This is a genomic window from Klebsiella sp. CN_Kp113 (assembly GCF_040064585.1).
GTDB lineage: Bacteria > Pseudomonadota > Gammaproteobacteria > Enterobacterales > Enterobacteriaceae > Klebsiella > Klebsiella michiganensis.
Genome location: NZ_JBEAID010000001.1, coordinates 341,379 through 362,344, shown reverse-complemented (window position 1 = coordinate 362,344; position 20,966 = coordinate 341,379). Strand labels below are relative to the sequence as shown.

At 56.3% G+C, this 20,966-nt stretch carries 19 protein-coding genes; 7 read left to right on the top strand and 12 right to left on the bottom strand.

All coding sequences use genetic code 11. The features are described 5' to 3' along the window. Positions 1-67: 67 nt before the first annotated feature. Positions 68-988, bottom strand: coding sequence for a Kdo(2)-lipid IV(A) acyltransferase (locus ABLV30_RS01985; protein ID WP_047724098.1), 921 nt, complete (start codon positions 986-988; stop codon positions 68-70). A gap of 209 nt (positions 989-1,197) precedes the next feature. On the opposite strand from ABLV30_RS01985, the gene ABLV30_RS01980 reads away from it, so the two are divergent. Continuing rightward, positions 1,198-2,262, top strand: a complete 1,065-nt coding sequence (locus tag ABLV30_RS01980; RefSeq protein WP_004849866.1) for a rhodanese-related sulfurtransferase — start codon at positions 1,198-1,200, stop codon at positions 2,260-2,262. On the opposite strand, the gene ABLV30_RS01975 is transcribed toward ABLV30_RS01980, so the two are convergent. The 8 genes from ABLV30_RS01975 to mdtH form a co-directional block, all read right to left on the bottom strand. Next, positions 2,248-2,361 (bottom strand): YceO family protein, encoded by a 114-nt coding sequence (locus ABLV30_RS01975; protein ID WP_004101037.1) that lies wholly within the window; start codon positions 2,359-2,361, stop codon positions 2,248-2,250. The genes ABLV30_RS01980 and ABLV30_RS01975 overlap by 15 nt on opposite strands. Positions 2,362-2,434: 73 nt before the next feature. Then, positions 2,435-3,553, bottom strand: a complete 1,119-nt coding sequence (gene solA / locus ABLV30_RS01970) for an N-methyl-L-tryptophan oxidase (RefSeq protein ID WP_025106904.1) — start codon at positions 3,551-3,553, stop codon at positions 2,435-2,437. A 124-nt stretch (positions 3,554-3,677) separates the two neighbouring features. Then, on the bottom strand, positions 3,678-3,932 hold the full coding sequence (bssS, locus tag ABLV30_RS01965) for a biofilm formation regulator BssS (RefSeq protein ID WP_004101039.1): 255 nt from the start codon (positions 3,930-3,932) through the stop codon (positions 3,678-3,680). Between the two features lie 286 nt (positions 3,933-4,218). Beyond that, positions 4,219-4,464: a DNA damage-inducible protein I gene (dinI, locus tag ABLV30_RS01960; RefSeq protein ID WP_004101040.1), complete on the bottom strand. Its 246-nt coding sequence runs from the start codon at positions 4,462-4,464 to the stop codon at positions 4,219-4,221. A gap of 72 nt (positions 4,465-4,536) precedes the next feature. Beyond that, on the bottom strand, positions 4,537-5,583 hold the full coding sequence (gene pyrC / locus ABLV30_RS01955) for a dihydroorotase (RefSeq protein ID WP_102802836.1): 1,047 nt from the start codon (positions 5,581-5,583) through the stop codon (positions 4,537-4,539). A gap of 122 nt (positions 5,584-5,705) precedes the next feature. Further along, positions 5,706-6,266 carry a lipoprotein gene (locus ABLV30_RS01950; RefSeq protein ID WP_004849873.1) on the bottom strand — a complete coding sequence of 187 codons (561 nt, stop codon included), beginning with the start codon at positions 6,264-6,266 and terminating at the stop codon, positions 5,706-5,708. Between the two features lie 135 nt (positions 6,267-6,401). Next, positions 6,402-7,049, bottom strand: a complete 648-nt coding sequence (gene grxB / locus ABLV30_RS01945; RefSeq protein ID WP_004849875.1) for a glutaredoxin 2 — start codon at positions 7,047-7,049, stop codon at positions 6,402-6,404. A gap of 65 nt (positions 7,050-7,114) precedes the next feature. Beyond that, on the bottom strand, positions 7,115-8,323 hold the full coding sequence (mdtH, locus tag ABLV30_RS01940) for a multidrug efflux MFS transporter MdtH (RefSeq protein WP_004849878.1): 1,209 nt from the start codon (positions 8,321-8,323) through the stop codon (positions 7,115-7,117). Between the two features lie 229 nt (positions 8,324-8,552). Between mdtH and rimJ the strand changes: the two genes are divergently transcribed. The 4 genes from rimJ (at position 8,553) to murJ (ending at position 12,368) form a co-directional block, all read left to right on the top strand. Next, positions 8,553-9,137, top strand: coding sequence for a ribosomal protein S5-alanine N-acetyltransferase (gene rimJ, locus ABLV30_RS01935; RefSeq protein WP_004131378.1), 585 nt, complete (start codon positions 8,553-8,555; stop codon positions 9,135-9,137). Positions 9,138-9,146: 9 nt separating this feature from the next. Further along, positions 9,147-9,794, top strand: coding sequence for a YceH family protein (locus tag ABLV30_RS01930; RefSeq protein WP_014228831.1), 648 nt, complete (start codon positions 9,147-9,149; stop codon positions 9,792-9,794). 2 nt (positions 9,795-9,796) lie between these two features. Beyond that, the gene (locus tag ABLV30_RS01925) at positions 9,797-10,720 is read left to right on the top strand and encodes a Gfo/Idh/MocA family oxidoreductase (RefSeq protein ID WP_025106906.1); all 924 of its coding nucleotides are present in this window, start codon (positions 9,797-9,799) and stop codon (positions 10,718-10,720) included. Positions 10,721-10,832: 112 nt separating this feature from the next. After that, positions 10,833-12,368: a murein biosynthesis integral membrane protein MurJ gene (gene murJ, locus ABLV30_RS01920; protein WP_004849883.1), complete on the top strand. Its 1,536-nt coding sequence runs from the start codon at positions 10,833-10,835 to the stop codon at positions 12,366-12,368. Positions 12,369-12,439: 71 nt separating this feature from the next. Here murJ and ABLV30_RS01915 read toward each other — a convergent pair whose 3' ends face one another. Then, complete coding sequence (locus ABLV30_RS01915; protein ID WP_014228834.1) at positions 12,440-13,654, bottom strand: MFS transporter; 1,215 nt, start codon at positions 13,652-13,654, stop codon at positions 12,440-12,442. Positions 13,655-13,763: 109 nt separating this feature from the next. On the opposite strand from ABLV30_RS01915, the gene ABLV30_RS01910 reads away from it, so the two are divergent. Then, a complete protein-coding gene (locus tag ABLV30_RS01910) occupies positions 13,764-14,699 on the top strand; it encodes a LysR family transcriptional regulator (RefSeq protein WP_004849886.1) in 936 nt (311 codons plus the stop codon). A gap of 40 nt (positions 14,700-14,739) precedes the next feature. Here ABLV30_RS01910 and rne read toward each other — a convergent pair whose 3' ends face one another. Continuing rightward, a complete protein-coding gene (gene rne, locus ABLV30_RS01905; protein ID WP_049103761.1) occupies positions 14,740-17,994 on the bottom strand; it encodes a ribonuclease E in 3,255 nt (1,084 codons plus the stop codon). A gap of 697 nt (positions 17,995-18,691) precedes the next feature. Here rne and rluC point away from each other — a divergent pair. Further along, positions 18,692-19,645 carry a 23S rRNA pseudouridine(955/2504/2580) synthase RluC gene (gene rluC / locus ABLV30_RS01900; protein WP_014228836.1) on the top strand — a complete coding sequence of 318 codons (954 nt, stop codon included), beginning with the start codon at positions 18,692-18,694 and terminating at the stop codon, positions 19,643-19,645. Between the two features lie 12 nt (positions 19,646-19,657). Here the strand turns inward: rluC and ABLV30_RS01895 are convergent, their stop codons facing one another. After that, the gene (locus tag ABLV30_RS01895) at positions 19,658-20,803 is read right to left on the bottom strand and encodes an alpha/beta fold hydrolase (protein ID WP_048261578.1); all 1,146 of its coding nucleotides are present in this window, start codon (positions 20,801-20,803) and stop codon (positions 19,658-19,660) included. Positions 20,804-20,966: the final 163 nt, after the last annotated feature.

The window sequence follows — 20,966 nt, the reverse complement described above, 5'->3', positions numbered from 1 at the left end:
ACGGTGGGGCTTACTCCGCATCCGGATTCAGATGCGGAGCCATTGCGCGAGCGCGCGCCGGGAGGCGCTAGTAACGAGAAGGAATGCCTTCAGGACGCGTTTTAAAGCGGCGATGCATCCACATATACTGTTCCGGCGCCATCAATATGCACTTCTCTACCACTTTGTTCATCCAGACGGCGGTAGTCTCCGCATCGTCCAGCGGCGGATCGCACTCCGGCGGCAGGATAATCAGCTCATAGCCTTTACCGTCCGGTTTACGGCGCGGCACGAACGGCACAACGCAGGCTTTAGACATCTTTGCCAGCATCCAGGTGCCCGAAGTGGTCGCGGCCTGGTCAACGGCGAAAAACGGCACAAATACGCTGGCGGCCGGGCCATAGTCGTGATCCGGCGCATACCAGATCACTTCACCCTTTTTCAGCGCGCGGATCATGCCTTTCAGATCCTTACGATCGATCATGTCTTTGTTGGAGCGCAGGCGTCCCCATGTCTGCAGCCAGTCGATAACCGGGTTATCGTTTGGACGATAAACGCCAATGCCCGGCTCGTTGATACCGAACATGCGCGCGCCCATCTCCAGCGTGAGGAAATGAATGCCAATCAGCAAAATGCCGCGCTTTTGCGCCTGAACATCACGGATATGCTCGACGCCGATGGAGTCAGTCCAGCGCGCAATACGCTTCGTCGGCCAGAACCAGGCCATGCCGGTTTCCATTAACCCCATGCCAACGGATTCAAAGTTTGCCACGACCATGCGGTGACGCTCTTGTTCGCTCTTATCGGGAAAACAGAGCTCCAGATTCCGGTTGGCTATTTTGGCCCGGCGCTTCATTAGCCGCATGGCGAGGCGGCCAAGACCGGTTCCGAGGCGATAAATCAGCGGATAAGGCAGCTGAACAACCAACCAGAGCAGGCCGATCCCGAGCCAAAGCAACCAGTAACGCGGGTGCAGCAACGCTGCGGAAAATTTAGGTAAATGGGTCATCTCATACCTGTTTAATTAAGCAACGTGTTCTATTATCGCATTTTTTTATGCCTCAGCCAAAATACCGGCCGCAGATGGCATTTAATGTTAACGCAAGCAAATATGGGTGAGAAAAATGTAGCGCAAAATGTGGGGATGTAAATTAAGCGTGTTTGCTATATGATGCCCGCCGTTTATTTTACTCATTGACTATGCCGAGCAGGTACACCATGCCAGTGTTACATAACCGCATTTCAAATGAGACGTTAAAGGCGCAAATGTTGGCTGAGACCGAGCCGCGCACGACGATCTCGTTTTATAAATATTTCACTATTATCGACCCAAAAGCCACGCGCGATGCGCTGTGGATTGCGTTGACTAAGCTGAACGTTTTTGGCCGAATTTATCTGGCTCACGAAGGTATTAACGCGCAAATTAGCGTTCCGCAAAGCCGGGTCGATGCGCTGCGCGAATTCTTATACGCTTTTGATCCCGCCCTGAATGGCCTGCGCCTGAATATCGCCCTCGATGATGACGGTAAATCCTTCTGGGTTCTGCGTCTCAAGGTACGCGATCGGATCGTCGCGGATGGGATTGACGATCCGACGTTTGATGCATCGGACGTGGGCGATTATTTAAAGGCTGCGGAAGTCAACGCGATGCTGGACGACCCGGATGCGGTCTTTATTGATATGCGTAACCATTACGAATATGAGGTCGGCCATTTCGAGAACGCGCTGGAGATCCCGGCGGATACGTTTCGCGACCAGCTGCCGAAGGCCGTTGAGATGATGCAGGAACATAAAGATAAAAATATCGTGATGTACTGCACCGGCGGTATCCGCTGCGAAAAAGCCAGCGCGTGGATGAAGCACAATGGGTTCACTAAGGTCTCGCATATTGAGGGCGGGATTATCGAATACGCGCGACGCGCGCGCGAACAGGGGCTGCCGGTTCGCTTTGTCGGTAAGAACTTTGTATTCGATGAGCGGATGGGAGAGCGTATCTCAGATGATGTTATCGCCCATTGCCATCAGTGCGGCGCTCCCTGCGACAGCCATACCAACTGCCTGAACGATGGTTGCCACCTGCTGTTTATTCAGTGTCCTGCCTGCGCGGAGAAATTCGCCGGCTGCTGTAGCGAAGCCTGCATGGAAGAGCATAAGCTGCCGGAAGAGGAGCAGCGAAAACTGCGCGCTGGCCGCGAGAATGGCAATAAGATCTTTAATAAATCTCGCGGTCGGTTGAATACGAAGCTGGGGATCCCGGATCCTGAGCCTTCAGAAAAACCATAGCCAGATAAGATCGATAAACGCCAGCAGAAGCCACAGCGCCAGATAAATCATAAAATGTTCGCGGACGTTGTTAACCAGTAATTCGAACAGGCGACGCATCATCTCTCTCATCATTCACGGCCTCAAGCGAGGCCGTTTCTTTAGCGTGGTTGTCAGGTTGTACGGCGGGCGATTATTTCTTAAACCGCGCCAGTGAAAACGGGGATAGATCAAACCCAAAGGGTTCTTCAAGCGCGAAACGTGTGGCCAGTTCACCGAGTACCGGTGCGAACTTAAAGCCGTGTCCGCTCAGGCCGGTAATCAATAGCGTATCCGGCTGGCCGGGCAGCGTATCAATGATAAAGTCCTCGTCGGCGGTGTTGTCATAGGTACAGGATGCGCCATGCAGGCAGCCGCCGATACCGGGCAACACATTACGCAAGAAGCTAAAAGCTTCAGAGCCGTCCGTTGCAACGGCACCAAACGGCTTACGTTCTTCCGGCGTGGAAATAGGCTGCCCGCCGTTATGCTTGCCGATTTTCAATTCGTTATCTTCTGCCGGGAAACCGTAAAACTGATCGCCATTCGCTAACTCACCGGTAAACGCCGGGAAATTATTTTTGCTGCTGTAGCGGCCATCCGCCTGAAACCAGGCGAAAATTTTACGTACCGGCTGGACAGGGAGTTCTGGCATCAGCCGGGTAACCCAGGTACCGGCGCTAACCAGCAGTTTTTTGCCGCTGTACTCACCATCAAGCGTATCGACGGTTACGCCGTTCGGCGTGTGGTGAATGGCCGACACCGGGCAGTTGAAGAGCTGTGCGGCGCCCGCTTCGCGTGCCAGACGGATCCAGCTTTCAACGGCCAGTTCGCTGCGCAGTATGCCGGATGCGGGTTCAAATATCGCCCGATAATCATCAGGAATACGAATTTCCGGCCAGCGAGTCATCACCGTCTGCGCATCCATTTCTTCGATATTGAGCTGGAACTCGCGCGCGCTGCTGGCAACATTGCGCAGAAAGTCGGAACCGGCAGGCCCGAGGTTAATCACTCCTGTACGTTCAAAGACGGCTTCACCGCTGGCGGCGGCAAACTCATCCCATAGCTGTTGCGCGCGCAGTACCAGGGGGACATATCTTTCGCCTTCGCCGTAGGCGTGACGAATGAGGCGGGTGCTGCCGTGATGGCTGCCTTCCTGATGCGGCGGCTGATGGGCATCAATCATCAGTACATTGAGCCCTGCCTGCCGCGCATAATAGCCTGCGGCAGCGCCGACCGAGCCGCTACCGATAATGATAAGATCGTATTGCATGGTGAGTTCCAGGTTATTGCTTTATTAGCAGGGTAATTAACAACCTGCTGTTATACAAGCCCGAAAATAATTCAGGCACCCGAGGGTGCCTGTTAAGTGAATATTCTGACATTAGCGCTAAATTTTAATGCCTTCGATACTCATTTTCCTGGTATTCGCCAGATTCAATCTTCGCAATACCTGCTTCCAGAATCGAAATAAACTGACGTGCGACGTCCGTCGTTAGCCATAGCGTCTGGCCAATCTCTGCGTCTCTACTGCTTTCTTGAGCGGGGTTTTGGTAGTGCAGGCGCAACATCAGCGCATCGTAACTATCAACGGTGCTGATGTCCCATCCGACGAGGGGATGGGTCTGGATGACTTCATTATTCTTTTCCATCATAACCCCTTATTCATATGTTAAAAGACAACAGTTCTCGAGGTTTAATGCGTGTTTTTTGAAGCAAGTTAATTATATCAGTAGTCAAGAATAAACTCGAGAAATTAAATGAAATAGAGATACATACGCGCCCATTTGCTGATTTTTTAGGCAAATCAGGGAGGGTTAATTGTTATTTATGAAGGTGCTAAGGAAAAGCAATAGGGGAGAGTCTGACTATGAAAAAAATAAAAAAGCCGGGGCGACCCGGCAAAAAATTGCACAATGAGGGAGCAAATTTAATTGACTAGTCGCGGACAAACCAGTCGTCAGCGCTTTCCCAGGTTTCTTGCAGGATTTCGCTAATCCGGTCTTTGTCTTCTTTCAGGCCGCCGATAACCGACAGATTGTTATTAGCCGCGTACCGAACCGTTACCTGACTTGAGGTAGAGGGAAACTGCTGTTCGATACGACGCGAGAGTTCATTGTTCAGCGCATCTAAGGCGCCGTTGGGTAAGGCTGTTGATTTGGCGATAGAGACTTCAATACGCATAATTGCCCCCTGGATAATGTACTGTTTATTTATACAGTACACTCTGAAGATTTACAACAGGGGGCAGGCTATTTATTTTTTCATCGTCCAGCGCACGGTTTCCCCGGCAAGGAACGGCACCAGCGCGTCGCCTGGCAGGGCGATACTCTCGACCACCTGGCTCTCTTCGCGCACCAGCTCCACGTAGCCCTCATTGACCGGCAGGCCATAGAAGCGGGGGCCGTTAAGCGAACAGAAGGCTTCAAAGTGTTGCAGGGCGTTCATCTCCTCAAATACCGTGGCGTAGCTGCCCAGCGCGGTCGGCGCGTTAAAACAGCCTGCGCATCCGCAGCTGGCTTCCTTACGATGGCGGGCATGGGGAGCGGAATCCGTGCCGAGGAAAGCGCGGTCAAAACCGCTGGCAACCAGTTCGCGCAGCGCTTGCTGGTGAATATTGCGTTTCAGGATCGGCAGGCAATAAAGGTGGGGACGCACGCCGCCAACCAGCATATGGTTACGGTTGAACATCAGGTGCTGCGGGGTGATGGTGGCCGCCAGCAGCTCGTTACCGTCGCGTACGTATTCAGCGGCATCTTTGGTCGTGATGTGTTCGAAGACCACCTTCAGGCCGGGCAGGCGCTGACGCAGCGGCTCCATGACCGTTTCAATAAAGCGCGCTTCCCGGTCAAAAATATCGATATCAGCATGGGTGACCTCACCGTGAACCAGCAGAGGCATCCCCAGCTTTTCCATGCGTTCCAGCACCGGCATAATGGCATCCGTACTGGTGACGCCGTGGCTGGAGTTGGTGGTGGCGTTGGCCGGATAGAGCTTGGCGGCAGTGAATACGCCTTCGTTAAATCCGCGCTCCAGCTCAGCCCGGTCGAGCGTATCCGTCAGATAGCAGGTCATCAGCGGCGTAAAATCATGGCCCGCAGGGATCGCATCAACGATACGCTGGCGATAGGCGAGGGCGGCTTCGACGGTAGTGACAGGCGGTACCAGGTTTGGCATCACGATTGCCCGGCCATAAAATTCACTGGTATAAGGCACGACGGTTTTTAACATATCGTCATCGCGCAGATGGATATGCCAGTCATCAGGGCGGCGGATTTTCAATACCTGGGATTGTGCTGTCATGGAAGGCTCCGGCTAATAGGTTCAGTCATCAGGGCTGTTTTTGCCGGGCACTAAGGATAAGCGTAAACGTTTTCCTTTGCATCAACTTCCGTAAAAAATCGGGCGCTTCAGCGCCCGAGCCATCAGTTGGTGAACGGGATAATAATCTCGCCGGGCTTCACTTCAATCCCTTTAGCATACTTTTTCGCCAGCGCTTCACCGGTGCTGGCATCCTCGCGCAGGACGTAGGCAGGCTGCTGATTGAAGTAGCTACGCAGGGACTGATTCAGGTAAGGGATCAGCGTCTGTACGACAGACTGGAGCTTTTCCGGCTGAACTTTAGCATCGACGACTTCCATCTCCTGCAGGAAAATGGCCCCCTTTTCTTTATTGAAAGCCGGCAGCGCTTTGAGCTTCAGATCGATGGTCGCTTTCTGGTTCCCGAAAAGTGAATTCAGATCTAAATTGGCCACGCCGCTTAACGTGACTTTGTTTGGTTCTTCACGGCCAATAGCGCTGGTAAGATTTTGCAGTTCAATATGGGCATCCGCTACGCCTGGCAGGCCAATATCCTTAGCGAAGTGGTTACGTTTCTGCAGCGCCTGATTGATTTCCTGCTCGCTCACGGAATATTGCGTGAGCTGATTACAGGCGCTAAGCAGGCCGCTAACGATAAGCGCGGCCGCGATAAACATCTTTTTCATTGGATTCCTTAATGTCATGCCATGGGTTCATCCTGACACAAAGCAGCATGGCCCGCCAGCGCAGGAGGTGCTAGCGGAAAAGACTGAAAAAGAGGCGTTCGGCAGCGAAGGGCCAAACCATCCGCTGCCTTGAGGTTAAATAGCCATTGAAGAAAGCAGGTTGATCTGCGTCTGTTTGGCCATGTTGTCACGATAGGCGGCCACCCGACTCGGCCAGTTCACGCCGGCAACCAGCGTCAGATTCCTCAGCAGAGGAAAGAGCTGAATATCATCTTCAGAGAGTTCTCCGTTGACGGCGTTTGGCTGGACAATCAGTTTATCCAGCGCCCGCAGATCGTCGCTGATGTTCTTCACCAGACCGGGGGAATGGGCGAGATGGTCGGCAAAGCTGCCGATAGCCGCCTCTTTCTTTTTCACAAAATAGGCGCGCGCCTCTGGCGTGGCGAATTCATCAAACGCGGATTTGGCAAAGCGGGGGATCAGCAGGCGGTTCGCGTAGCCGTTGACCTTCCGCAGCCAGGTTTCCACCGCCGGATTACGCGGGCCGGTAAGCAGCGGTTTGCCGTCCAGCTTATCGACATAGTGCACGATATCCATGCTTTCCGGCATATAGCGGCTATCGTCTTTTTGCAGGATTGGCGCCATTTTCTGGCCGATCATTCGGGTGGGGGTTAATTCATCATCGTTCAGGAGCACAATCAGTTCGACGGGGATATTTTTCAGGCCGAAAATCATGCGGGCTTTAAGGCAGAACGGGCAGTGATCGTAGATATATAACTTCACGTTTCTCCTCCATTGTTGCTGAACATCCTCAATTCAGTATGGAGGAGAAACGAAGGCCCGGCAAATCAGGTTCGCGGCTCCAGCATTCCGGAGGCCGAACGTTTTGGACTGAACTGCCACCACAGCGCAATAAACGTCGCGAGGCCGATAATGCCCAGCATCAGCCACGGCAGCTCAGGCTGACCGACGGCCTTACCGGCATCGAACAGCCAGCCGCCGCCTGCGTAGCCGAAAGCGCCGCCGAAGGCCAGGCCTAACCGGCTAAAGCCCATATAGCTGCCGCGCGCTCTCGCATCCGCCAGCGACGCCCCCAGCGTTTCACGCGCGGGTTCAGCGATGATTGACCCCATATAAAATACGCAGATCAGCGTAAACAGCTGCTGCAAATTGCTGCTCAGGCCAATTGGCATCATCGCGAGCGTCATGATCAGCAGGCCGGCCATCAGGCGCTGCTCCAGGCGAAAACGCTTTTCGCTCCAGCGGGCAATCGGATACAGCAGCGTTAGCGAAATGGTGGCTTCAATGGCGTACATCCATTTGACCGCCGCCGGAGAACCCGCAATATCATTAACCATAATCGGCAGCATCAGCATCACCTGCACCGCCAGCATATAATACCCGGTCAGCGTCAGCACATAGGTGACAAAGCGTTTGTCGCGCAACACGCGCCCCAGTCCTTCACGAACCGGCGTTTTGACCGTCGACAGCTTCCAGGCGGGAAGATACCAGGCGTTGAATGCCGCGCAGGCGATAAACAGCGCCGCTCCGGCGCTGCACACCAGGCGAAAATCATATTGCAGCAGCCAGCTGCCCAGCAGCGCGCCGATCACCGCTCCTGCGCTGTCCTGCATCATCAGGATAGAGAAGAAACGTCCGCGCTGGTGCGGGCGTACCAGCTTGACCACCAGCGCCGCCCGCGGGGGATCGAATAGCGTGCCGCCGAGGCCAGAAAGAATACAGGAGAGCCACAGCACCCAGGGTTCATGGGCAACGGCCATCGCCGCGAAGCCGGCCGCGCGCATCAGCATACCGGTAACGATCATCGGTTTGGCGCCAAAACGGTCGGCAATGGCGCCGCCAAATATTCCTAAGCCTTGCTGCACCAGCTGACGCAGGCCGAGCGCAATCCCGACCATCAGCGCAGCCCATCCCATCTGGTCGACAAAGCGAATGGAGATAAGCGGAAACACAACGAAAAAGCCGAGTACGACCAGCATGTTATCGACTAACAGGAAATATTTACCCAGGCTCCTTGCCTGCGATACGCGGGACATTTCCCCTCCAGGGAAAAATAAGAATAAGCTCTGACATTTTGCGGGGTTAATGGCTATTTTCCCAGCGCGCTCGCGACAATATTTTTTTATCAAAATGCAAGAACGATAGAGGCTATTCATCGAAAAGCAGAGATGGTGCAGAAAATGGTATGTTGCTGTTTTCACACCGCCGTGCAGGACAGGTATAGTAAAGTCAGCAAGTATTGCGTCAGGGGAACAGGAGAGGGGAATGTTTGGCTATCGCAGTAACGTACCGAAGGTGCGTTTGACGACGGACCGGCTGGTGGTTCGGCTGGTGCACGATCGTGACGCCTGGCGTCTGGCCGATTATTACGCGGAAAATAAAGGGTTCTTAAAACCCTGGGAACCGGTGCGCGATGACAGCCACTGTTATCCTTCCGGCTGGCAGGCGCGTTTATCGATGATTTCTGAGTTTCATAAGCAGGGCTCGGCGTTCTATTTTGCTCTGCTTGACCCGGAAGAAAAAGAGATCATCGGCGTGGCGAATTTTTCGAACGTGGTGCGCGGATCGTTTCATGCCTGCTATCTCGGCTACTCCATCGGGGAGAAATGGCAAGGGCAGGGGCTGATGTATGAAGCGCTGACGTCGGCCATTCGCTATATGCAGCGCACGCAACATATCCATCGCATAATGGCAAACTATATGCCGCATAATCAGCGCAGCGGCGATTTGCTGGCGCGTCTGGGCTTTGAAAAAGAGGGTTACGCCAAAGATTACCTGCTCATTGATGGGCAGTGGCGCGATCACGTACTGACGGCGTTGACGACACCGGACTGGACCCCGGGTCGCTAAGGAGACATCATGAAATATCAGTTAACCGCGCATGAGGCGCGGGTCATTGGCTGCCTGCTGGAAAAGCAGGTCACCACGCCGGAGCAGTACCCCCTGTCGGTCAACGCGGTGGTCACCGCCTGTAACCAGAAAACAAACCGTGAACCGGTAATGTCGCTCAGCGAAAGTGAAGTTCAGGATCTGCTCGATACGCTAGTCAAACGCCATTATTTGCGTACGGTCAGCGGTTTCGGCAATCGGGTGACCAAGTATGAACAACGCTTCTGCAACTCTGAATTCGGCGATCTGAAATTCACGCCGGCGGAAGTCGCTATCGTGACCACACTGCTGCTGCGCGGGGCGCAGACGCCTGGCGAACTCCGCGGTCGCGCGCAGCGAATGCATGAATTCAGCGATATGGCCGAGGTTGAAAGCGTCCTCGAAAACCTGGCTTCGCGAGAAGATGGCCCCTATGTTGCGCGTCTGCCGCGGGAGCCTGGCAAGCGTGAAAGCCGCTATATGCATCTGTTCTGCGATGATATGGATTCACTGATTACCGTCGTGGAGGCCGTGTCGCCGCCCGGCGACGATCTTCAGATGCGCGTTGAGGCGCTGGAGGCGGAAGTTGCCGAGCTAAAAGCGCGTCTCGATTCACTGCTGGCTCACCTGGGAGATTAAGCATGTCGGCGAAACTACGTATAGGAGTGGTTGGCCTGGGCGGTATCGCGCAAAAGGCGTGGTTACCGGTGCTGGGGGCCGCAGATGACTGGACGCTGCAGGCGGCATGGTCGCCCGGGAAAGAGAAAGCGCTGCGTATCTGTGAAACCTGGCGTATTCCCTATGCGGATTCTCTGGAACAGCTGGCGGCGCAGTGTGATGCCGTATTCGTGCATACTTCAACGGCTTCACATTATGAAGTGGTTTCCCGCCTGCTCAATGCCGGAGTGCATGTCTGCGTTGATAAACCGCTGGCGGATAAACTCAGCGATGCGGAGGCGCTGGTTGAGCTGGCCGCTCGCCGTCATCTCACGCTAATGGTCGGGTTTAACCGCCGTTTTGCCCCCCTCTATCGCGAGCTGAAGGCCCAGCTCGGGAGCGCTGCGTCGCTGCGGATGGATAAGCACCGTAGCGACAGCGTGGGCCACGATCTGCGCTTCACGCTGTTGGATGACTATCTGCACGTCGTCGATACCGCGCTATGGCTGGCGGGCGATAAAGCGCGTTTAAGCGGCGGTGCGCTGCACACCACCGCTCAAGGGGAGATGCTGTATGCCGAACACCATTTCAGTTGCGGAATGATGCAGATAACCACCAGTATGCACCGGCGCGCCGGAAGCCAGCGGGAGTGGGTACAGGCGGTAACCGACGGCGGATTATATGAAGTCCGGGATATGCGGGAGTGGCAGGAGGAGCGGGGGCGCGGCGTGATCCAGCGCCCGATCCCTGGCTGGCAGACCACCCTTGAGCAGCGTGGATTTACCGGCTGCGCGCGGCATTTTATCGAATGCGTGCAAAATCAGACGGTTCCTGAAACGTCCGGCGAGCAGGCGCTGCTTGCTCAGCGCGTTATAGAGAAACTCTGGCGCGAAGCGATGAGCGAATAATCCGTTGTAACAACTGACAGTAGTAATTCATTATGAACCCGGTAGACTATCGCCACTTTCCAGCGCCCGCATTTGCGGGCGTTTTACTCCAGGGTTGTGGAATAACACGTTAATGAATCTTTTAAAATCACTGGCGGCCGTCAGTTCGATGACCATGTTCTCGCGCGTGCTGGGCTTTGCGCGCGATGCGATTGTGGCGCGTATTTTTGGCGCGGGGATGGCCACCGACGCCTTCTTCGTTGCTTTTAAACTCCCGAACCTTTTACGGCGTATTTTTGCTGAAGGCGCTTTCTCACAGGCTTTTGTGCCGATTCTGGCGGAGTATAAAAGCAAGCAGGGTGAAGATGCGACCCGGGTTTTCGTCGCCTATGTTTCGGGGCTGCTGACGCTGGTTCTGGCGCTGGTCACCGTCGCCGGTATGCTGGCGGCACCGTGGGTGATTACTATCACCGCGCCGGGATTTGCCAATACGCCCGAAAAGTTCGCCCTGACCACGCAGCTCTTGCGCATCACTTTTCCCTATATTCTGTTGATCTCCCTGGCTTCACTCGTGGGCGCCATCCTGAATACCTGGAACCGCTTTTCGGTGCCTGCTTTTGCCCCGACCTTCCTGAACGTCAGCATGATTGGTTTTGCGCTGTTTGCCGCGCCCTATTTTAATCCGCCGATGCTGGCAATGGCGTGGGCGGTAACGGTTGGCGGTATTTTGCAGCTCGCCTGGCAACTGCCGCATCTGAAAAAAATCGGCATGCTGGTGCTGCCGCGGGTCAACCTTAAAGATGCTGGCGCGGTGCGGGTGGTGAAACAGATGGGCCCGGCGATCCTCGGCGTCTCCGTCAGCCAAATCTCGCTGATCATTAACACGATTTTTGCCTCATTCCTCGTTTCCGGCTCCGTATCGTGGATGTACTACGCCGATCGTCTGATGGAGTTTCCGTCCGGCGTACTGGGCGTGGCGCTGGGGACCATTTTGCTGCCTTCGCTGTCTAAAAGCTTCGCCAGCGGCAATCACGATGAATATTGCCGTTTGATGGACTGGGGATTACGCCTGTGCTTCCTGCTCGCGCTACCGAGCGCGGTGGCGTTAGGGATCCTGGCCAAGCCGCTGACGGTCGCGTTATTCCAGTACGGGAAATTTACCGCTTTTGATGCCGCGATGACCCAGCGCGCGCTGGTGGCATATTCTGTCGGGCTTATGGGGCTCATCGTCGTGAAGGTGCTGGCTCCCGGATTCTATTCGCGGCAGGACATTAAAACGCCGGTGAAAATTGCCATCGTCACGCTGATCATGACGCAGGTGATGAACCTCGCCTTTATTGGCCCCCTGAAGCACGCTGGTCTGTCGTTGTCGATTGGTCTGGCGGCCTGCCTGAACGCCGCGCTGCTCTACTGGCAGCTGCGGAAACAGAAAATTTTTACGCCTCAGCCGGGCTGGTTCCTGTTCCTGCTGCGCCTGGTCATCGCGGTGATTATTATGTCAGCGGCGCTGCTGGGTGTGATGTACCTGATGCCGGAGTGGTCGCAGGGGACGATGCCGTTCCGCCTGCTGCGCTTGATGGTGGTCGTGGTGGCCGGCGTTGTCGCCTATTTCGCGACGCTGCTGCTGCTGGGCTTTCGCGTGAAAGAGTTTGCTCGCCGCACGGTTTGAGTTGTTCTGATGAAAGAAAAGCCGCTCTGCAGGAATTGCACAGCGGCTTTTTTTACCTGACGGTTCGCTCTTTATCTGGCGGTTCGCTGCGCCGATACGACCCTGGCGCTTTCCAGCAGGCGGATCCCAAGGGCAATCGCACCGGTTACGACGGCGAGGGTCACCACGCCGCTCCAGCCTGCGAGCACATACAGTTTGCTTCCCAGTACTGAACCCAGCGACATCCCAATAAACACGCCGGTGAACAGCAGCGCGTTGAGGCGTCCGCGCGCCTGCGGCTCCAGGCCATACACCAGGTTCTGGTGCGCTACGAGGCTGGATTGCAGCCCCAGGTCAAAACCGACGGCCGAGATGGCAATCAGGATTAGCTGACCATGCGGCGGTAGCGCAGGCAGCAAAAACATCAGGGCAAACGAAACCGTCACCAGCGCCGCGCCCATTTGCGTGACTTTTTCTGCGCCGAACTTGTCGGCCAGGCCGCCTGCCAGCGGGGCGGCAAGCGCCCCGGCAGCCCCTGCAATACCGAAGCCACCGGCTACCGCGCTGCCCATCTGATAGTGCGCCAACAGCATGACCGCAAGCGTAGACCAGAAGGCGCTAAAGGCGATAGAGAGGAATCCCTGGGCGAATGCGGCGCGACGGAGTGCCGGATAGCGTTTCCACAGATGCGCCATCGATTTCATCAGCTGCGGGTAGCTGAGGGTTGAGTGAATTTCGAAGCGCGGCAGCACGCGCCACATCACCACACCAATCATCGCGATGCTGACCGCAGCCGCCTGATACATTACCCGCCAGCCGAATAGCGCCCCCACCAGACCACTAACGGTTCGCGACAGCAGGATCCCCAGCAGCAGGCCGGTCATCACCGTACCCACCATTTTCCCCTGCTTGCCCGCGGGAGCCAGAATCGCGGCTGCCGGTACGATATCCTGTGCCATGGTCGCGGCCATACCGATAAGCAGGCTGACAATCAGCAGAGAGCTTAGCTGACCGGTAAGGCTGCAGAGCAGCAACAGGACGGCCAGCGCGGCGCTTTTCATCAGGATCAGCTTTCTGCGGTCGTGGCGGTCGCCAAGCGGGAGAAGGAAAAGTATGCCCAGCGCGTAGCCGGCCTGGGTCAGGGTCGGAACCAGACCCATACCCTCAACGCTCAAATGGAGGTTAGCCCCCATCAGCGGCAGCAGCGGTTGCGCGTAATAGATTGAGGCGACGCTGAAGCCTGCGCCCAGCGCAAGGATGAAAATGACCCACCCGGCGGCGCGGGAGGTGAGTGGAGTTGGTGTCATGGTGGATTCCTCTTAGAAGCGATGGCGCTATTTTTCCCGTAATCCGGCTGGCGCGGTAGATAGCCCGGTGGTAAAACGGTTATACGCTAAACGTATAGGCAAAATATAAATGAAGAAGCAAGAGCGTATAGATCGTATCGAACTGATGCGTACGTTCATTCGTATCGTGGAGGCCGGGTCTCTCTCCGCCGCCGCGGTACAGATGAATACGACCCAGGCGACGGTAAGTCGACGGCTTCAGTCTCTGGAGGGGCTGCTTGGCGCAAAGCTGATTCTGCGCACGACTCACGCGATGAAGCTGACCGATGACGGTGAGCGCTGTTATCAGCATGCCCGCCAGGTCGTCGATGCCTGGCTGGCGCTGGAGGACGACCTGCGGATCACCGATGACCGGCCGGTGGGGATTTTAAGGGTGCGGGCCCCGCATGCGTTTGGTCAGCAACAGCTGCTGGGACCGCTGGTGGATTTTTTGCAGCGCTATCCCCAGCTGGCGGTTGAATGGATGCTGAACGATAAGACGGTCGATTTTCTGAGCGATGGTATCGACTGCGCGATTCGCGTGGGGGCTGAGGTGGATCCGGCTACGGTATCGGTACTGCTGGCCGAGGTTCCCCGCAGCGTGGTGGCATCCCCATCGCTGCTGGCAAACTTGCCGCCGTTAAGCGCGCCGCAGGAGATGTCGTTGCTGCCGTGGATAGCCATCAGCACGTTCTATCAGCATGAGGTGAGGCTGCAGTCGCAGGTGGATGAGCAGCTTATTACCTTTGCCATCGCGCCGTGTCTGAGTACCGATAGCGTGCATGTGGCGCGTAATACCGCGCTGGCGGGGCTGGGCGCGGCGATTGTGTCGAGCTGGGCGGTAGCGGACGATATTGCCGCCGGGCGGCTGGTGGAGCTGTTCCCGCAGTGGCGAGCCTCACCGCTGCCGGTACACCTGGTGTATCCCTGGGCGCGCTACTATCCGACGCGGTTGCGTAAGTTTCTCGATCTGATGCGTGAGGTCATGCCGCAGATTGCGGGGATGCAGCGTCCGGAAGGGGAATAAAAAAAGACCGGCCGCGGGGGCCGGTCTTTTCGAGGTGACGTTACTCTACGGGCTGCGGACGGGTAGGTCCGGCAGCGGCTTTGTGCGTGGCGCTATGACCGCCAGCAGAACCTTTACCGTCAAAATCAAAGTTCGGGCGAACCCACTCGCTTTGACGAGGCGCTTCAGGTACGTAGTCTGGCGCTGGGGCGCGGGTCATCGGCGCCGTGGCGTGACGATTGGCGACCTTAACGACCGGCGCAGCCGTGACAACAGGTTGAGTCGCAACGACCGGCTCCGCCGCTGGTGCAGGTTCAACCACCGGTTCGGAAACAACAGGCGCTTCCTCAACAACCACCGCAGTCTCTTCAACCGCAACAGGTTCAGCGACCGCAGCTTCCGGTTCGACAGCCTCTTGCGCAACGACGTCAACGGCTTCTGCGACAACTTCTTCGGCCACGGCTTCATCGGCTTCGGCAATCAGCTGCGGCTGTTCATCAACCGGGGCGGCGATAGCCTCCGGATGCGTGGTTTCTACGACCGGAACTTCAGGTTCGTTAATCACCGCCACAGGCTCGGTAGTAGCCACTGGCTCGACTGCGCTTTCTGCGGCGACAGCCGGGGCAATGACGTCAGAGACAGCCGGCTCAGCGGCAGCCACTGGTGCGACGACGGGCTCAGCCGCAGTGGTTGAGAACTCCTGAACCTGCACGTCTTCCTGCTGCTGGTCCTGAGGGCGAACGACCGGGTAGCGGATCCACACTTTACCAGACGCCATTTCCGGCGATGCGCAGGCTACGGTCAGCGGCATCGGGGATTGCGTCGGGTAACGCTCATCACGGTAGCGACGACGGCGCTGGCCGCTGACGCGCAGGTGACGAGGGGAACGACGTGAACGACGCGGCATACCGTTGGATTCGCGGGCTTCACCGTTCTCATCATGTTCCGCAGCGGTTTCAACAACCGCCGGCAGGTCGACTTTCGCCAGTTCAGTGCGCGGCGCTGCGGCTTCCGGCTGGACGACCGGCGCTTCGGCGACCTGAGGCGCGGCTACCGGCTCGACAACCTGTTCAGCGGCGGCGGATTCAATACGCACCTTCTGCGCCAGCTGGCGAGGTTTACGACGCGGCATCGTCTGCACGCGCTCTTCCTGCTCGCTCTCCTGAACAACCGGCTCTTCGCGGGTTTGCGCTTTGGCTTCCTGCTGAACCTGACGTTTATCATCGTTACGACGGCGATTACGTTCGCGGCGCGGCTGCTGCTCGTCGCGCGCTTTGCCTTTTTCGCTATCTTCGACCGTTGTCTGGCGGATTTCGCGCGGCTCAGCGTTCTGCTGCTGCTTCTCACGACGGTTGCGGCGGTTTTCTTCACGAGACTCGCGGCCTTCGCTGTTCTCGGCACGACTATCGCGGTTCTCGCGGCTATCGCGATTATCCCGGTTGTCGCGGCGGTCATTGCGATCGCGGCGGTTGTTGGAGCGCGGTTTACGACGATCCTGCTGACGCTCGGATTTCTCTTCCGCTTTTTTCTCAACCTGAACTTCTGCCGGTTTAGTCTCTTCCTCGCTGGAGAACATATTTTTCAGCGCGCTGAAGAAGCGGGCAACCAGGCCAGGCTGCGCCGGCGCTGCCGCTTTCGGTGCGGATGCGGCAGGCGCAACGGTAGCCGCGGCTCTGGCCGGCTCTTCCTGGGCCGGAGCCGGAGGCGCGTCAGGCATGACAAAAGCAGCCAGCGCCGGTTGTTCCGGGAGTTTACGCTCGGCCGGCTCTTCATCAGAAGGCATGGCCATCTCTTCTTCGTGCAGTTTCGGCAGCAGATAGCTCAGCGTGGAGGTCTCTTCGCCCTTACGCACGCGCAGAACAGAGTAGTGCGGCGTTTCCATCTGGTCGTTTGGCACGATAATAACGCGCACATCGGCCTGACGGGTTTCAATCGCGCTTACCGCGGCACGTTTTTCGTTCAGCAGGTAAGAGGCAATCGGCACCGGTACGATAGCGTGAACTTCTTTGGTGTTCTCTTTCAGCGCTTCTTCTTCGATCAAACGCAGAATAGAAAGCGACAGCGATTCGTTATCGCGCACGGTACCCGTTCCGCTACAGCGCGGGCAGACGTGATGGCTGGACTCCCCGAGCGACGGGCTCAGGCGCTGACGCGACATCTCCAGCAGTCCAAAGCGGGAAATATGGCTGATCTGGATGCGCGCTCTGTCCTGACGGACGGCTTCGCGCAGGCGGTTTTCTACCGCACGCTGGTGGCGAACCGGGGTCATATCGATGAAGTCGATAACGATCAGGCCGCCAAGGTCGCGCAGACGCAGCTGACGAGCGATTTCATCGGCTGCTTCAAGGTTGGTATTAAACGCCGTTTCTTCGATGTCGCCGCCGCGGGTGGCGCGTGCGGAGTTGATATCGATAGCGGTCAGCGCTTCGGTGCTGTCGATAACGATAGAACCGCCGGAAGGCAGACGCACTTCACGCTGGAAAGCGGACTCAATCTGCGATTCGATTTGATAGTGGCTGAACAGCGGGATTTCCCCGGTGTACAGTTTGATTTTGCTGCTGAAATCCGGACGACCCAGCGCCGCAATGTGCTGGCGAGCCAGCTCAAGCACCTTCGGGTTGTCGATAAGGATTTCGCCGATATCCTGACGCAGATAGTCGCGGAAAGCGCGCACGATGACGTTGCTTTCCTGATGGATCAGGAACGGAGCAGGGCGGCTGTCTGCGGCTTTCTGGATGGCTTCCCAGTGCTTCAGGCGGAAGCTTAAGTCCCACTGCAGCGCTTCGGCGGATTTGCCGACGCCAGCGGTGCGGACGATAAGTCCCATGCCGTCCGGCAGCTCAAGGCTGGCCAGCGCTTCTTTGAGTTCGGTGCGATCGTCACCCTCGATGCGGCGTGAAATACCGCCAGCGCGTGGGTTATTCGGCATCAGCACCAGATAGCTACCCGCCAGGCTGATAAAGGTGGTCAGCGCGGCGCCTTTATTGCCACGCTCTTCTTTATCGATCTGGACAATCACTTCCTGGCCTTCACGCAGCACGTCCTTGATGTTTGGACGACCGTGAGAATTGTAGTTGGCAGGGAAGTATTCGCGGGCAATTTCTTTGAGAGGGAGGAAACCATGACGCTCGGCACCATAATCAACAAATGCGGCTTCGAGGCTAGGTTCAATACGAGTGATTTTGCCTTTGTAGATGTTCGCTTTTTTCTGTTCGTGCCCGGGGCTTTCGATATCCAGGTCGTACAGGCGCTGCCCATCAACAAGGGCGACGCGCAACTCTTCCTGCTGAGTTGCGTTGATTAACATTCTTTTCATCGTAACTTACTCATTATTCTTACATTGACGACTAAGCTACGGGCAGAGTAACGCCTTACCGGGGAAAACCGATGGCCTCGTGTCTGTTTCACGTCGCCAACCTCACGGCTGTCGCGCGCTTAAGAGGCGCAGAGTGTCGGTCGCCTGTATTTCAAACGGAAACACAGCGCACTTATCAGGGGAACTGCCTGGGATGTATCACCAGAGAAGATTCCATTTATACCCATCGTTTTTCATGCAGCAGGCGTGGCGGCTTAACCTGCTCATCTTAATCATTTGATCCAGATGAGCGCCGGGATATCCCAGTGTGAACGCCTTCCTGCGACGTGAAATCCATAGAGCCTGTACCGGTAAGGACTGCAACCCGCAGCCCGCTAACTGTCTGAAAGATCAATACGTCTTACGCCATTGCTGCGTTGATGATCGGTCAGACAAAATTGGTCATTCCGCTAATTTCTTGTTCTAACAAGTTTCAGCACGGAATACTGCATCATTATTCCATTGCTAAGCTCGTTATAGCAAGTTGACTTTCACCTTTTATCACCCGGTTACTCACAGTTTTTTCACCCGCGTATACAGATTGTTCTAATAACAAACAAAACGATGATGAAGCGTACTGTGAAATCCGGATGATGATAAATATAAGCATATAAAAATGAGTGGCGCTAATGCGTCGGGCTATTTAGAATCGCGCACCATGAAAACTGAGATCCCAAGCGTAAAAATGGTTGCCATTGCTGATGATGAAGCCGGGCAACGTATCGACAACTTTTTGCGTACGCAGCTGAAGGGCGTACCGAAGAGCATGATTTATCGCATCTTGCGTAAAGGCGAGGTGCGGGTTAACAAAAAGCGCGTGAAGCCGGAATATAAACTGGAAGCCGGCGACGAAGTGCGCATCCCGCCGGTTCGCGTCTCTGAGAAAGAAGAAGAGGCGGTCTCTCCACACCTGCAAAAAGTGGCCGCGCTGGCCGATGTGATTTTATATGAAGACGATCATATCCTGGTGCTTAACAAGCCTTCCGGAACGGCGGTACACGGCGGCAGCGGATTGAGCTTTGGCGTAATTGAAGGTCTGCGCGCGCTGCGTCCGGAAGCGCGTTTCCTGGAGCTGGTGCATCGCCTGGATCGCGACACCTCCGGCGTGCTGCTGGTCGCCAAAAAGCGCTCCGCGCTGCGTTCCCTGCACGAGCAGCTGCGCGACAAAGGAATGCAGAAGGATTACCTGGCGCTGGTGCGCGGGCAGTGGCAGTCGCATACTAAAGTGGTGCAGGCACCGCTGCTGAAAAATATTCTGCAGAGTGGTGAGCGCATTGTGCGGGTTAACCAGGAGGGGAAACCGTCGGAGACGCGCTTTAAAGTTGAAGAGCGTTATACCCATGCGACGCTGGTGCGCTGCAGCCCGGTGACCGGTCGTACGCATCAAATCCGCGTGCATACGCAATACGCCGGCCACCCTATTGCTTTTGACGACCGCTACGGCGACCGTGAATTTGATAAGCAGCTGGCGGGCACCGGCCTTAACCGGCTGTTTCTGCATGCGGCGGCGCTGAAGTTTACCCATCCGGGTAGCGGGGAGATTATGCGCATTGAAGCCCCCTTAGATAATCAGCTTAAGCGCTGCCTGCAGGTCTTGCGTAACGCGAAATAACCGCGCTCAGGCTCAGGGTTTGAGCCACCTGGCAAGCCAGGGGAAAACTTCTTCCTGCTGTTGTTGATTAAAAACGTGGCCCACTTCCGGCCACGTTTTTGTTTCCAGCTTATCCTGCGCGTTTTGCGACGCCCACACTTTATGTACTTTTGCGAAGGCCTCGTTAACGGCTTCCGCCGGGAAGAGCTTATCTTGTCCGCCGCTGTAAATAAGCATCGGTTTTGGCGCGGCAATGCTGGCGATATCGGGAATATCGAGGCGTCCGGATAAGCCAGGGTGAAGCATATAAAACGCCGACTGGCCGCGCAAAACGTTGTTGCCAGGCTGCATCAGGCCGTTCCAGGTTCCAAACCAGGATATAACCGCAGTCGCGGCGACTTTGTCAGACAGGGCTGCCAGCTGCCAGGCGCGAAAACCGCCCATTGAGAAACCCACGACCCCAATGCGTTGACTATCAACCGTTTTTAAAGTGCTGAGGAAATCGACGGTACGCAGATCTTCATAGGCGACTTCACCAGCCAGCGAGCGCCCCAGGTTAAAGTAGTTGCTGGCGAGGGCCTGCTGCTGCTCGTAGACCATCGGCCCTCGGTCCCCCCAACCCGGGCTATCAATGGCGATGACGACATAGCCGCGCTGCGCCAGTTCATCGCCGATAAACCGACCGCTGAAAAATTTATCCGCCCACGCCTCAGCGCTGGCCAGCCGTGCAGCGTCGTTCCACGGACGGATTAGCTTCTCCTTACCGATATCAAACTTTGAGCCATGGTCGTGCAGCAGAACAATTGCCGGGTGAGGGCCGGGGGAATTTGGCGTCAACATCAGCGCGGCAATCCTGTTATCGTCGGTTACGTTGAAGGCCAGCTTCTCGGCGGTATACGCGCCTCGATTTTCTCTCATCAGCGTTTGCGGCGCGAAGGGGAGTGTCGACGCCGGGGTTAGCAGAGACTGCCGAAGCAGCGTACGGGCCTGCTGTCGCCATTGCTCAAAATCACGGTAGTGGCCAGAGAGCCACGAGTCCGGGTAGGTCATCTGCGCTTTCAACTGCTGCCAGGAGGCGGGGAGATTGCCCTCTACGATGCCCTGGCGCTGCCAGTCATGGGCATTAACGCCGGCGGCGGCCAGCAGGGTGAGGGTCAAAAGCGTAGCGCGGGTTGGCATAGTGGCTCCATTTAAAAATAAAACAACGTTTCATAATGGATTCTAATGGCGCGGGTAAAATAAACTGTGACAGGCGATGCATTAATTAAGTTGGGGTAAACCTGCTCTGCTCCGTTGGGCAGCGGGTAAAACGCGTTGTAAAGTGGCGGCACGCGGCCTCAGG